The organism is Streptomyces sp. WMMB 322 (assembly GCF_900090145.1).
Taxonomy (GTDB): Bacteria; Actinomycetota; Actinomycetes; order Streptomycetales; family Streptomycetaceae; genus Streptomyces.
Map to the genome: position 1 here is coordinate 12,360 of NZ_FMHI01000015.1, position 13,303 is coordinate 25,662.

Sequence of the window (13,303 nt, forward strand, 5' to 3'; positions counted from 1 at the left end):
GCGGGGCCTGAGGCGAACCGGGCGTCACTTTCAGAAGACGTCCCTGTACGTGAGGCTACCACGGGTGGTCCCACGGCGACCGCCTCGTGCACGGACTCAGCCCAGGCCGAACTGTTCCCGCAGCAGGCCCGAATGCAGCCGCAGGGTACGCCCGTCCGGCAACGTCTCCAGAACCTGAACGCCGTCGAAGTTGAGCAGCTGACGCAGCACCGCGGCGAAGCCGTCTGCCCTGGTCAGTGGGTAGTCGACACGCTGCGCTACCGCGGTCACGGGCAGCGTGCCGCCCGCGTCGAGCAGCGCGAGCAGCGCCTTCTCGACCTTGTCCATCGGGGGTTTGCGGGCCAGCAGACCCACCTGGCCATGGAAAGCCGCAGAGACGAGAAGGGCGCTCACGACGGTCTCGGACGAAGCAGGCGAAGGAGTCTTGTCGACCGGAACTTCTTGCTCTTCCTTCGCGGGCACAAGAGCAACATCGAACAGGGAGTCGTGCGTCTCAGCCAGCTCGCTCTGCGCCTTCGACGGCTTGTGGCGGACCGGTTTCCTCGGCGCGGGAACGGTGTCCGGATCCGTTGCGGGAGTGGGCAGCTGAGCTTCCTCGCCGAGCAGCCACCAGGGCGGCCGCTGCGCACCCAGCTCTCGCCACTCCCTCGGCGGGGTCGCACCGAAGGGGAGGAACGCAAGAACGGGGATGGCCACCTCGGCGAGGGACGCCCCGCCGTGGTAGCCCGCTTTGAGGGCCGTGTACCGCGAGGAGGCGTCCCAGAGCGCGACGATCGATCCTCCGGGCTCCGGCCAGACCACACGCGGACCAGAGAGCGCGACCTCGGAGGCCGCCAGCGACCCGCCGGGCGTGCGGTGCCGTGCGGACTCCGGAGCGTCGGCGTCGACCTTCGTGCCGTGCCGCTCCACGACGTGCCCGTGGTCGCTGGTGACGATCACGGCCATGCCCTGAACCGCGGCCGCTCTCAGCAGCTCGACCAGGCCGGGGATGTGGTCGGGCCGCCATGTGCCGTCGCCGAGCTTCTGTTCCTTGGCGAGTCTGTCGTCAACGGCGTTGAGCACGACCGCCACATGTGTGCGCCCGTCGGCGAGCGCCTCGCCGAGGTCGGGGCCGAAGGTCTCACCGGCGCTCTCGGCGCGCAGATCGTCCTTGTGGAACACGGCAGCCGGCGCCCCGCCCCACAGTTTTTGCGCTGTGAAGAGCCGCTTCTCGTCCGCCTGCGTCCCCTTCATCAGCCTGCCCGCGAACAGCGACGTCCGGGAGACGGCGGTCAGGGTCGGCAGCGCCGCGGCCATGGCCCGGCGACGCGGGGCGCCTTCCTTCACCGGGTCGAACTCGGCCCACGAGGAGCGGAGTTCCTCGCCCAGTTCGTTGGCGATGGCCGCGCTCATGCCGTCAACGACGATCAAGAGGACGCGGCGCTCCTCACCGTTCCGCAAGAGCGGCTTCACGACCCGGTCGAGGAAGGACTCCACGGTCAGCATCGAGCCCGGGGGAGTACCGGCAGCGGTCCAGTTGGCCAGCGAGCGGGCGAAGTCCCGGTCGATCTGCTGCCGCCGCTCCCGCACACGAGCGGCGAGTTTGTCGTACGCCGACGTCAGTACGGGTTCGATGTCGCCGCCGGCCTCGATGTGCTCCAGCGCGCGGTCCACCCAGCCGGTCTCGGCGATGTGGCGTTCGACGCCGTCCGCCGTGGCGCCCGATTCCACCGCCGGGTCACCGGCGAGCCACTGGTTCAGGCGGCCACCCATGCGAGCCCGTTCGACTCGGGCACGTACCTCGGGGTCGCCGGCACGCTTGTGGTCGCTCAGGACGCGAAGCGCGTCCGCGACAGGCTCCGGTCGCCTCGCCTCCAGCGCCCGGCCCACGGCGGCGAACCTCGCCTCAAGGCCTTCGGTGAGCAGTGGGCTCGCCTCAGCGGCGAGGTCCGCACCGAACCGGTCCACAAGTACGGATGCCTGTTTCAGCAGCGTGCCGCTGACCCGCCGGGCCTCCCGGATCTCCTCCGCATCGCTGCCCGTTGCAGTCCGCGCGGCCCTGGCGAGCTGCACCCCCATGTACTCCTCGCAGGCGTGCGCGAACACCGACACGAGGGCGTCGAACTCCTCGCCCGCCGCCGGCGGCTGTTCGCCGAACCAGCGCTCGGCTCGGCCCCGCGCGCGGTACGTGCCGGCGTCCGGGGCCGCATGCAGCCAGAGCGCACCGCACACGAGTCCGAAGGCCGCGGCCTCCTCACCGTGCCCGGCCTCGACCAGGGCCAGCAGTGCCCGCCCGGCAAGACCCGCCTGACTCTCCTCGCTGAGAAAATGCGTCAGCCCCGTTCGCTCGGGACCGCGCAGCTCCAGCAACCGGCCCGGGCCGCCCGGGCTCAGGGACCAGCTCAGCAGGGCCTGCGTGTCGAGAGCGTCGTCGGTCCGGCGGTCCGCCCCGGCTTCGGCGTCGCTGTAGCGGCCCAGCCGCAGCCGGCGCAGCGCCAGCGCGGACAAGGCGGTGCGCCAGGAGAGCATGCCGCCCGCGAGCGGCGGCCACCCGCCCGGCGGGGTGGCGTCCAGCAGGGCCTCCGCGGCCCAGTCGGCGTCCTTCAGCCGGTGGTCAGCAGCCTTGGCGCCGAATGCCTCGCGTACCACGTCCCAGCTGTCGACGGTGGCGATGCGCTGCTTATGGGCACGGGCCAGGATCGCTGGATCGAGTTCGTTCTGCTCGCGGTCGGTCAGGACGACGAGAACCGCAGGCCCGGCGGCCTCGTCCGTCCCCTCAGCCAGGTGGTCCAGGACGAGTTCATGGACGGCGAGCGGGGAGGGCGCCGTGGCGATCCGTGCCGTCCGGCCGTCCCCCCACACCGGTTCGGCCGGACCGTCCCACTCTGGGGCGGAGCGCAGCAGGACGACGCGTCGCTTGTCGCTCCCGGTGAGGGAAGCTGCGAGCGACGTCTGGGAGGTGAGGTATTGGGTGACGGTGGCGGCGTTGACAGGTGCCGCAACGGAGGTCGTCATGGTCGTGCTCATCAGTCCACGACCTGCCAGGTGATCTCGACGGTGGCGTCGGGCCGGCTCGCGGTCAGCTCGGCCAGTTCGGCCTGCAGCTCGGCCGCGGCGCGGGCCGCCGTGGTCCGGCCACCACCGGAGCGCGGCGCTTCCTTCGTGGCGGGCAGCTGCGTCGGGGACGCGTCCTCGCTCACGGGCGGATGACTCGTGTCCGTGTGCAGCGGTACGTCTCCGGCTCGCGGAGGCCGCGGCTCGGGCACAGACGGGGAAGTAGTCCGATTGCGCTTCACCAGCGCCAGCACGTCGCGCTGCGTACGTCCCAGTGCGTCCCGCAAGTCGCTGGTCCGCTGGTCGCTGCGCGCGGCGTTCCGCAGGGAATCCAGCAGGGCCTGACCATCTGGACCTTCGCTCGAGGCCAGGGCGAGAGTGTCCCAGGAGACCGAATTCAGCGCTTCGGCGACGGCCCGTGCCTGCGTAATGGACGTGCCGAAGCGGTCGGCGCCGACGTCTCCGAGGTCGAAGGAGGCGAGCGCCTCCACGGTCTTCTTCGCCCCGGCCGCGCCCTGCCCCCCGGCCTCGGTAACCGTCTTGAGCAGCCCGACTGAGCTGCGAGCGAGTGGCAAACGGCCCGACTCGTCCATCTCGTCGAGCCCGAGGAACGCGGCGTGCTCCTCCAACTGCCGTACGAGTTCGGCCGCGTGCTCCTCGTGGAGGCGGGCCTTGTCCGTGATCTGCCGGGCGAACTGGTGGACCATGCGGCCGCGCCGCAATGCAGGAGCTGTCTCTCCGAAGATCCGCGCGAAGCGCTCCCGTGCGCGCTCCCAGTCGTCCTCGGAGGGGAGGGGCTGGCTGCGCAGCGCGTCGTGGTCCCGGATCTGGGACAGTTCGATCGAGCCAAGTGGCGTCCCGCCCCGCACCCAGACCCGGTCGTCCATCTCGGCGAACGAGGCGACGAGCAGCTTCACGAGGAAGTCGGGCAGGCCGCGCGGCTTGGGGCTGTCGATCCAGTCGCTGAGAGCGATGAGGGAGAGGTCGCCGGTGGCGCCGCGTTCGCGGGCCAGCCTCCGGAAGTGGTCGGCCCAGTACAGGGACAGCTCGAAGTACGCCTCCTTCTGCTGACCGAGCCGCAGCGGACCGGCGATGCGCTGCATCAACTTCCGGTCGGCGGCGGGAACTTCGGCGCGTCCGTCGCGCGCCTCGGCGGCGGCCTGCACGTGGGTGAAGACGCGTCGGGCGTCAGCAGGTTTCACCGTCGTGCCGCTGCCGTCGGGGTCGAGATCCGGATGGTCGGGGAACTGGCTCGCCAGAAGCCTGCTTGCGATGTGCCGGAGTCCTCCGCGCATGGTCTGGCCGAAGGAGAGGGTCAGATCGTCGACCTCGCGCAGCGAGTGCAGGTGGTCACTGAAGCCCACGCCCACGTCGGAGGGCTTCTTGTCGGCCAGACCATACGCCTGCTTGAAGGCCGACTTGACGTTCGCCAGCAGGGACTCCCGCTGGGACTCCAGCAGCCCCTTGGCGCGTGCGCGGTTGTCGGCGTTGAGATGGCCCGCGTACTGGCTGTCGAAGCGCTGCTCGTCGGCGAGGGCCTTGTCGATGACGACGAGACGGCAGAAGTCCGCATAGCGCTGGGCGGAGAGGTGGGTCGGCAGCCAGGCGACGGTGCGGGAGCGTTCGCCCTGCTGCCGCTCGCGGAGCCGCTGTATGCGGTTGGCGTCGTCACGGGGCACGTATTCGCCCTCGTCGTAGGGGAGGTCGACGACGATCCGCCACAACCCCTCCTCCTGGGGCATCAGATCGTGGTCGGGCAGGTCGTCCTCGTCGGCGACGTTCCCGAAGACCACCTCTGCGCTGCGGGCCGTCCCCCGCCAGGCGAACTCCACCCGGCTCGTCAACTGATGCTGCTCGACTCCCAGTTCCTGCGCGAGGAGCCGCTTGGCGAGAGCCTGGCGGTTGCCCGGGTTGTCGTTGACCTTGGCGTTGGCGATGACGGAGTCGACGTCCACACCCGTGAGTTCGAGGCGGACGCCCGGGTTGGCGTCGGTGCCGGTCTTCTTGATCTCCGGGAAGTGGCCGGCCCATTCGCTGATCTTGTTCTGCAGCGCGCCGTACTCGCGGCCGGGTATCGGGGAGACCACGGAGCCGTGGTTGAGGGCGGAGAGCCGGCGGATGGTCAGGTCGGCCAGGGCGGGCACGCTGGGCGCGAGCGCGGAGAGCAGCAGGGTGCCGATGATCCTGTTGTCCCCGTTGAACAGCTTGACCCGTCCGCGCAGTTCCTCGTCGGCGATGCTCTCCGGGCCGCGGTTCGTGTACTGCTCGACGTCCTCCTCCGAGACGTTGTACGTGGTGAGGAGGTGTGGGCGCAGCTTGGTGCGGTAGAGCTTGTCGGCCGCCTCGAAGACGACCTTGAGACTGTCGGTGAAGGGCTTGTCGCCCCCGGCGGTGATCAGGGGGTACAAGTCGCCGACGGGTATCAGGTCACCCACCCGCAGCTCGTTGCGGTGGTCGGCGAGCAGCTGCCCCATCAGCTTCATGCCGGTCCGGTTCCGCTGCAGGGCGGACGAGACGTGGACGAGGGTGTCCATGAAGGCGGGCGAGAAGGGATAGGTGAGCCGGAAGCTCTCCTCGTCGGCCCCGACGCCGTCGGCACCGCGGTCGGAACCGAGGAGGGTGTCCCACACCTCCTGCCGGACCTTGCGCGTTCTGGCGAACTGGGTGTCGATGGCGGCCTTCGCCTCGGGGTTCTTCGGCTGGAGGAGCCGTGCGTGCGCCACCTGCGGAAGGTTCCGGTCCTCTAACGTGATCTTGTCGAACCGGCCGGACGCCAGATTGAGGGTGTCCTGGATGGAGGACTCCGCCGCACCGGAGACCTCCTCGCCGACGAGCTCGCGCAAGTCCCGCTGACGGGCGATGAACGAGACCACGGGTATGGCGCGGCGCGCGTCGCCGCCCTCCACGAAGTTCGTGATCTTGCTGGCCTCATGGGCGACGAACTTCTGGTCGTGGATGAGTGTGGCCAGCCACAGAATCAGCTCGTCCATGAACAGGATCAGTCCGTCGTAGCCGAGCGACTTGGCGTGCTCGGCTATCACGGACAGACCCGCGTCAAGGGATATGAATCCGTGCTCGTCCTCGGCGGCGTTCCTCGCGAAGCCGGGCAGCAGGTTCGTGCTCGCGTCGTGGACGAGGCGGGCGCGAAGCTCGGTGGGCGTGGAGGGGCTGACGAGGTTGAGGGACCCTCCGGATTCGTGCTCTTCCTCCGCGGCGAGGGCGGCGTCCAGAAGCGCCGGCTGCCAGGCGAAGGACTCGCCCCACTCGTCGTCCTCGTCGTCGTCCCCTGCATCGGAGGAGGTGAGTCCGCTGATGACGGCCGCGTCACCCATGCTGGCGCGCATCGCCCGGATGCCCTCGAAGAGCGCGTCCGTCCGGTACACCTGCGGCGTCTGCGCCTCCGGGTGCAGCTTCTTGACGTGACTCACGTAGCCGCCGAGTATCCGCTGCTCCAGCGCCTTCGCCCCGAGCATGTGGTACGGCACGAGCAGGAACTTCTTCCCGTCCGTGCCGAGCCACTCGTGCTTGGTCAGCACGGGGTCGAAGTCGCGGCGGCTGCGGGCAGCCGGGCTGCCGCTGAGGAGGGCGTGCAGCACCGCCATGAAGTGAGACTTACCGGAACCGAACGACCCATGCAGATAGGCCGCCTTGGAGGTTTGCCCGTCCAGCGCGGACTTGATGAGGCCGAGCGCCTCGTCGAAGTTGTCCAGCAACCGCTCCGTGACGACGTAGTCCCGCAGCGCGTGCTCGGCCCCCTCGGGCGTCGTCGCCTCGGAGAGCCGGAGGACGAAGTCCGAGGTCGATATCGACTCCTTGATGTCGATGACCTCGCGGAGCAGGGGCGCCTTCTGGGCCTGGGCCATTACGGGTCTCGCTCTCCTTCTGGCGGCGGGGTGCGCGCCGTCGCTGTGGGGGGACGGACATGGGTCTCGCAGGGGGATCGGGTGTCCTGATTACCGCTCAGGACATTGTCCAGGCACCCGGTGGTTCTCGGCGCATTCGGCCGCCAACTCATAGCGCAGACTGCGAAGTTGACGGCTTGCCTCGGGTGCGCACCGAGCCTGATGTCCGAGGGTGATCAGGAAAGCGAGAAGTGTCCTTGACCAGCAAGAACGAGGACCGGTGAGGTCCTCGTTCTTGCCACCGTCGGAGGCACTTCCCAGGCGGAGTTGAGAGTCGGGTTCTACCCGCGCGTTTCGTATCGAGGGCGCGGTCTGCCGGTCCTTCCTCTCGTGGGCACCCGTAGCATGCCGTTCATGGACAGACCAGAGAGTGGCCCCCTCAGTCGCGAAGAGATGCAACAGCGCTGGCAGGCGGCGACCCCTCGGGAACGACGGGAGATGATGCGTCGTGTGCGGGCCTCAGAGGGGAGCACCCCGGAAGGTGCAGCTCGGGACCGGCGTCGCAAGGCGATCGTGTACGGGGCTCTCGGGCTCATCATCGTCTGTTCGTTCGTATATCAACTCGTCGCGCGCTGACGGAAGGTCAGCGCACGAGGTCGAACACTGCTCAGCCGCTCACGTACCGACTGAGCGCCATAGCTGCAAACAGCAGTGCAAGGCCGCCGCCTCCGGGGCGGAGGGCAGCGGTCGTGGGGAGTCAGGTCGGTCGGCCGGCTTTGAGTAGCTCGTCCTCGGCGACGGTCAAAACGCGTTTGATAAGGGCAACCTTGGGAGCGTGCACTTCCCGGTACAGGCGCATGGTCGCGCGGTTCTTGCGCAGAAAGTGCAGTCCAAGTGCTACTAGACACACTGCGAGTACGCTCATCACGGTCAGGCCTGTCACCTCGTCAGATGCGCTTGCACCCTCAGACGCCAGGTAGATTGCGCCACCAAGGCAGAAAACTGCTGGAATCCAGCTGAAGACCACGCCGATGATGGGCTTCTGGGACTTCTTCGCCGTCTCACCAGCAGCGCGCTCGACCTCCAGGCACGTGTGCGCGTCGAAAACATCGAACCCAGTCTCCTCGCGGACCTTCTCCGCTTCGGCGCGTGCGGCGGGGACCTTGCGCGCGATCTTTCGGGACGGGCCACCGACCACGTCCTGCTCAGGCGCATCATCCCGTTGGAACAACCACGTGACGGTTCCCGCGTTGTTCCTCCCCCTATACACATAACCCCATCGGGAAGCCAGACTCTGCGCCTTCCCGTCTTTCCACCCGCGGAAGTTGGAGACGGGAACAGTCACTGCTTTACCTGCGGTGCTGGGCACAAAACGCGCAGCGCGGAAATAGCCGAGGAAGCGTACCTCTTCGTCATTCACTAGGATCACCTGTCATCCGAATTCTTTTCTCGCCCAGTCGCTTACTGCTGCTCGCGGCTCATTCTCGGGCGAATCGACATTCTTCTTTGGGGGGTTGAAGGAGACGCCATTCAGGACTTCGGCAAATACTGGGAGCAAGTCTTCCCACGCCTCAACGTCTGTGGTTGTGAACAATAGTTGAAGGACTGACCTGCCGTGCGGAAACGGGAGGTACGCTTCAAGTTGGCGCTGCGTGGAAACGGTCTGGTCTTGTGCTTCATCCCCGAGCAGTGAAGCAAAATCTGGTGTTTGAGTGTCTCGGGAGGCCAGCACAACTGGCCCAATAGCCAACTTGATGATTCCGCATTCGAGATCATCAGCTGTGCTTGTCAGCTCACCGAGAAGTCGTTCGCCGAAAGAGGAGATCGGTTGCACATTCTGCTCGGTGGCAAACGCGGACAGCATTCCGCTGCACAGCTCTCCGTCTGCGCGCTTGTACATGAATGTCGAGATACTGATTGCTCCCTGCGCGAGCAGTTCTTGAATCATGATCTCGGTAGCCGCGACAGCAGTCAGCTTCTCGAACACGGGTGCTGAGGGATACAAGTGGTGGAGCGTTTCGCCCAGTTGAGCCGCCCGGTCTTCAGGCTTCGCATCCAGAGCTATCTCCGTGAAGCCTTCCGGGAGGGTGAACCAAACAGGCACAGGAATCGTAGCCGACGCAAGACTCATCGCTAGTTGGCGCCTCCTAGTACTGCCCCCACGCCCAGTGCACTGCTGACTCCGATGACTGTGCCACTCACTTTTGAGCCTGAGATTCCTGGGTCGACGCCACCGATGACATTGCCGGTCCCACCGCCGACGCTGTTCGCCGTTCCTGCACCGGGCGAATCCGTGAAGAGAGACGGGACCTGCGCCCCGGTCACTGCCGATCCAGTGCCCGCTGTGGCATAGCGAGCAGCGCTACGCGCCACATCGTCCGTGGCCCCCATTTTTGATGCCGCAGCACCAACAGACTTATCCAGCAGCCACGGAGCCGTTGTTGCCTCCAGCTTCATGGTCCGTACCCCCCGACTGACCGCCGTGCTGCCCGCTCGCATGCCTTGGGCGACCTTGCTGCCGGAGGCTGCGAAACGCGCCCCCTTGGCTCCGGAAATGATCCCACGACCGGCCACCCCGACCCCTGGAATCGATCCCAGCAGGTCGCCCCCGAGAGTGAGGTAGTTGCCGACGTTCTTCTGCGGCGGCCACAGCTTTCCCGCGCTGGCGTACTCCGCCGTGTGAGTTGCGAGCGCTGCGAGGCTGAGAGCTACTGCGAAGGGCGCGAGAACCGGGCAGAACAGTGCTGCGACGCCCAAGACCCCGGATAGGGTCCCGAGGATGTCGCCCTTGTTTTCGTCCAACCAGTTGACGAACGAATCCCAGCCACTCGGCGGGGCAGACTTGTCTGCTGCCTCTCGTACCGCCTTGGCCCGGGCCGTGGCCACAGACTTGTGATCGGTCTCCAGAGCTTCGGCGCGTTTGATGAGTTCTTCGATGGTCGACCGTGCCCCGTTGAGCCGGGAAGTCGCCTTGTCCAGCGCCTCATTGGCGTTGTCCAAACGTCGCTGTGCGCTTTGACGGGCCGTTTCGTCAATGTACGTGGTGCCCGCAAGGTCGAGGTCTGGATTGTTACTCGCCTGGCTGTGTTCGGATTCCGCCCGGCGGACGCGAGTCCTGGCCTCTTTTGCCTCAGCTTCTAGACGCCAGGCCTTAGGCTGGTTCTCGGTCAGAGTCTCATGCCAACTGTGCAGGGCGCGCTTGGCGCCCGTCATCGCATCACCCGCGTCCTGGAGGTACTTGGGCAGCTTGCCCACCCGCTCAGCGAACGACTTGGCTGCTTCGCCGCTCCAAGTACTGGACTTCCCTTTGGTGATCTCCTCCAGCACCGCGTGGACCTCTGTGAGGTGCTTCGCCACCTTGCCAAGCTTCACGCTCAGGTTGTCGACGACATGCTGAGTCCCCGGTGTGGGATCGAATCCCAGACCCGACCAATCCTGAGGCTTTCCAATGGTCATCGGTCAGTTCCCCCCGGTGGATTTCATTGCGTCCGCTACGTTATGCTCGTTCTTCTCGTAGTTGTCGGTGATCTGCTTCAGACCGCTCTTGAGGTCGTCCACGGAGTCACGGATTTCATCCAGACCGTTCTCCCATTTGTCCTGAAAGTGCTCGCAGGCCTCGTCAAAGAAGTCGAACCCCAAGCCTTTCGGCCCGATATCGCGCAGAGCGTTCAGTCCGCTCTCCAACTCGCCGGCACAGTCCTCGAGTCGTGCGACGAGCTTCCTCAGTTCTCGAACTTCCACTGCGAAACCGGACACAGCGACCCCTCCTGTTCCCCGTTACTTCGCGAAGGAGCGTAGCAAGGCGACGTGGAGCCAGCCATGCCGTCCGGCGGCGTCCGGGGCAAGGACGCAGAGTCGAAGTGCCGCAGGGCACACGGTTCTTGGGCTTCGTGAGAGAAAAGGTGCAGGAACAGAAAACGGGAGGTGCAGGGCTGATGATTGATCAGGAGGTTTCGGTGGACGAGGCCACAGGCCCCGGCGGCCTGAGCTCCGGTCGCCGGGCAGGCGCTCAAACTGCAGGTTCGCGGGCCCTGCAGGGGGGTGCATCCTTTTCCGGGTCAGGGTCTCGAGTTGACCGTACCGGCTGGTGACGGGGCGGAGGCCTGCAGGACTTGGCCGAGGTCCGCTCGGTCTCATGGAGGGCAATGGCGACTGTCCATAGGGCCAGCCGGGGTCAAGCGGTATGCGCTGAGGCTCCGTCGGTACATGCGGAGAACAGCAACGCTGGGGTGGTCGCGGTATCCCGCTCGTAGTCAGGTGCTCACGTCGACGGCAAGCACGATCCGCTCGTGTGGGGGTGAGAAGACCAGCAGGTGACGGAAGCGGGATGGTGCCAGCCAGCATGACCGAGTCGTATTTCGATTCGTGGCCAACGCCGAACCTGGCACTGTGGAGACCCGCCCGCACGCAGCATTGCGGCGGTTTCGTCTGGAGGACGCGCAACAAGAGGGCATTCACGGGGGAGCACCTTTCGAATGTCGGAGCCATCCGGCGGGTGGTGCGCGCAGCGGACGACCTGCTCGCGGGCTGGCGGTGGACCGAGCTTGCGGAATTGAGGATGCAGTTCGGTGGCGCTTCATACGAACCGTTCGGGCACGGCCCTCGGCTGACCACTTCACGGCTCTCCCGGTGACCCACTGAGACCGAGGCCCGTGCGGCTGCGTGCGTTGGCTTCGGCTACGCGGGCGCTCAACAGCTCAGCGGGGCTGAGGGGTTGAATGCTGTTGGGGTCGGCGTCCCATTCGCGGCCGCCGCTGAGTGGGCGGAGCTGGAGATAGGGCCCTTCGTGGCCCATGACGACGCCCACGCGATCTTGGGCGGTGTCCCGGACGGCGGTGCCGACGACGGGGCCGGGCGGTGAAACGTCCGCACACCGTCGTGGGTTTTCTGTCACCGGCCGGCTCCCTTGACGATCACGGCTGCCAGCGCGATGGCGACGGGCGCGGAGCAGACGCCGAGGTGGACGAGGGCGTAGCGGGCCGCCCTCTTGGCGTCCGCGTCCGCCTCGGTGTCGTTGCCGTCTTCGAGGACGTCCATCCAGGGCGTGCGTACGTCCATCGCCGGGAGTTGAATGCCCGCGCGGGTGAGGGCGGCGGCGAGGGCGTCGCGCGCCTCGACGGTCTCCTGGATCTTGGGTGCCTGTGCTCGGGTAATCGAGTCGACTGAACCGTTGGTCGCCTGGGCGCTGTTGTGGTCGGACGTGCCTTGCGCGGTCATCGGCGTACTCCTCGGACTGTCGCTTGCGTCGTTTGCCCTCGCGGCACGAAGTGTGTGAACTACCGTGCGTGACGGGGGCATTACGAGGATGCGTCCCCGAACGGGGTCCGCGCACGGCCGACGGCTGGTGCTTCCCCGCTGGTCAGCGCAAGTTCCACACCTTCCACGGAGAGCGTCATGCCGACGAGACGAGCGGTCACGGGCCGCAGCCGTGAGCCCCGCGCACGCTTCGCGGAGGAGCTGCGGTTGCTGCGCACGCAGCGGGGTGACAGCCTGCGGCAGCTCGGCGAACGGCTGGGCTGGGACTGGTCGTTGTTCGGCAAGATGGAGAACGGCGAGACGCTCGGCGGCCCGGAGGTCGTCGAAGCACTGGACCAGCACTACGGAACGCCCGGCCTGCTGCTGGCGCTATGGGAGCTGGCAGTGAGCGACCAGACCCAGTTCCGCGAGCGGTACCGCCGGTACATGGCGCTGGAGGCGGAGGCCACCAGCCTGTGGCACTTCGCGGTGAGCGTGCTGCCGGGGCTGCTCCAGACTCCCGGGTACGCGCGGGAAGTTCTGGCCGCGGGCGGCCTCAAGGGGGAGGAACTGGAGCAGCAGGTCGAGGCCCGGATGGGGCGGCGTGAACTGCTGGAGGGGGACGACGCGCCACCGTTCCGCACGATCCTGTCGGAGGCGGTCCTGCGCACGCCGCTGCGGGACGCGGGGGAGTGGCGCGCGCAGTTGGAGTACCTGGGGGAGGTCGCGGAGCGGGCGGGGGTTGTGGTTCAGGTGCTGCCGTTCAGCGCGGGACTGCACGGCTTGGTGGGTAGCGCGGTGATGTCCCTTCGCCTTCCGGACGGCCGTCCTGTGGCGTACACGGAGAGCACGTACCGGGGCGAACTGATCGAAGAAAACTCGCAGGTTGAGCGGTTGCAGCGAGACTACGATGTGGTGCGCGATATGGCCCTGTCCCCGGCCGAGTCGCGGAAGTTTGTCCTACGCATGCTGGAGGAAGTGCCGTGCGATCCCTCGACCTGAGCACCGTAAGCTGGCGCAAGAGTAGCTACAGCAACCCCGACGGTGGCGAGTGCGTCGAGGTCTCTGACGACTTCGCCGCCATCGTCCCTGTGCGCGACAGCAAGAACCCGCACGGGCCTGTGCTCGCTTTCAGCGCAGCCGGTTGGTCGGCGTTCGCCCACGCGGTGAAGGACGGAAAGCTGGGCGCCTGA

At 67.1% G+C, this 13,303-nt stretch carries 10 protein-coding genes; 2 read left to right on the forward strand and 8 right to left on the reverse strand.

Annotation, left to right across the window (positions count from 1 at the left end; all coding sequences use genetic code 11):
• Positions 1 to 96: 96 nt before the first annotated feature.
• From pglZ to H180DRAFT_RS21400, 8 genes are all read right to left on the reverse strand, one after another.
• On the reverse strand, positions 97 to 2,994 hold the full coding sequence (gene pglZ / locus H180DRAFT_RS21375; protein ID WP_055487733.1) for a BREX-2 system phosphatase PglZ: 2,898 nt from the start codon (positions 2,992 to 2,994) through the stop codon (positions 97 to 99).
• Between the two features lie 11 nt (positions 2,995 to 3,005).
• Complete coding sequence (locus H180DRAFT_RS21380) at positions 3,006 to 6,896, reverse strand: BREX-2 system ATPase PglY (RefSeq protein WP_055487734.1); 3,891 nt, start codon at positions 6,894 to 6,896, stop codon at positions 3,006 to 3,008.
• Positions 6,897 to 7,632: 736 nt separating this feature from the next.
• Positions 7,633 to 8,295: a hypothetical protein gene (locus H180DRAFT_RS21385; RefSeq protein WP_139151423.1), complete on the reverse strand. Its 663-nt coding sequence runs from the start codon at positions 8,293 to 8,295 to the stop codon at positions 7,633 to 7,635.
• 12 nt (positions 8,296 to 8,307) lie between these two features.
• A complete protein-coding gene (locus H180DRAFT_RS29560; RefSeq protein WP_139151424.1) occupies positions 8,308 to 8,979 on the reverse strand; it encodes a hypothetical protein in 672 nt (223 codons plus the stop codon).
• 29 nt (positions 8,980 to 9,008) lie between these two features.
• On the reverse strand, positions 9,009 to 10,331 hold the full coding sequence (locus H180DRAFT_RS29565; protein ID WP_139151425.1) for a putative T7SS-secreted protein: 1,323 nt from the start codon (positions 10,329 to 10,331) through the stop codon (positions 9,009 to 9,011).
• Positions 10,332 to 10,334: 3 nt separating this feature from the next.
• Positions 10,335 to 10,631, reverse strand: coding sequence for a WXG100 family type VII secretion target (locus tag H180DRAFT_RS21390; RefSeq protein WP_055487736.1), 297 nt, complete (start codon positions 10,629 to 10,631; stop codon positions 10,335 to 10,337).
• Positions 10,632 to 11,490: 859 nt separating this feature from the next.
• On the reverse strand, positions 11,491 to 11,670 hold the full coding sequence (locus H180DRAFT_RS30570; RefSeq protein WP_107097732.1) for a hypothetical protein: 180 nt from the start codon (positions 11,668 to 11,670) through the stop codon (positions 11,491 to 11,493).
• Between the two features lie 95 nt (positions 11,671 to 11,765).
• Positions 11,766 to 12,092, reverse strand: coding sequence for a hypothetical protein (locus H180DRAFT_RS21400; protein WP_254666127.1), 327 nt, complete (start codon positions 12,090 to 12,092; stop codon positions 11,766 to 11,768).
• 177 nt (positions 12,093 to 12,269) lie between these two features.
• Between H180DRAFT_RS21400 and H180DRAFT_RS21405 the strand changes: the two genes are divergently transcribed.
• Together H180DRAFT_RS21405 and H180DRAFT_RS21410 are read left to right on the forward strand one after the other, a co-directional pair.
• Positions 12,270 to 13,112: a helix-turn-helix domain-containing protein gene (locus H180DRAFT_RS21405; protein WP_055487737.1), complete on the forward strand. Its 843-nt coding sequence runs from the start codon at positions 12,270 to 12,272 to the stop codon at positions 13,110 to 13,112.
• Complete coding sequence (locus H180DRAFT_RS21410; protein ID WP_055487738.1) at positions 13,094 to 13,303, forward strand: DUF397 domain-containing protein; 210 nt, start codon at positions 13,094 to 13,096, stop codon at positions 13,301 to 13,303. The genes H180DRAFT_RS21405 and H180DRAFT_RS21410 overlap by 19 nt, the downstream gene beginning before the upstream one ends.

Bases quoted from the DNA above. Each gene is read 5' to 3' on its own strand.
- H180DRAFT_RS21380 (WP_055487734.1), bottom strand. From the start codon at position 6,896: ATGGCCCAGGCCCAGAAGGCGCCCCTGCTCCGCGAGGTCATCGACATC.
- pglZ (WP_055487733.1), bottom strand. From the start codon at position 2,994: ATGACGACCTCCGTTGCGGCACCTGTCAACGCCGCCACCGTCACCCAA.
- H180DRAFT_RS21400 (WP_254666127.1), bottom strand. From the start codon at position 12,092: ATGACCGCGCAAGGCACGTCCGACCACAACAGCGCCCAGGCGACCAAC.
- H180DRAFT_RS29565 (WP_139151425.1), bottom strand. From the start codon at position 10,331: ATGACCATTGGAAAGCCTCAGGATTGGTCGGGTCTGGGATTCGATCCC.
- H180DRAFT_RS21405 (WP_055487737.1), top strand. From the start codon at position 12,270: ATGCCGACGAGACGAGCGGTCACGGGCCGCAGCCGTGAGCCCCGCGCA.
- H180DRAFT_RS30570 (WP_107097732.1), bottom strand. From the start codon at position 11,670: ATGGGCCACGAAGGGCCCTATCTCCAGCTCCGCCCACTCAGCGGCGGC.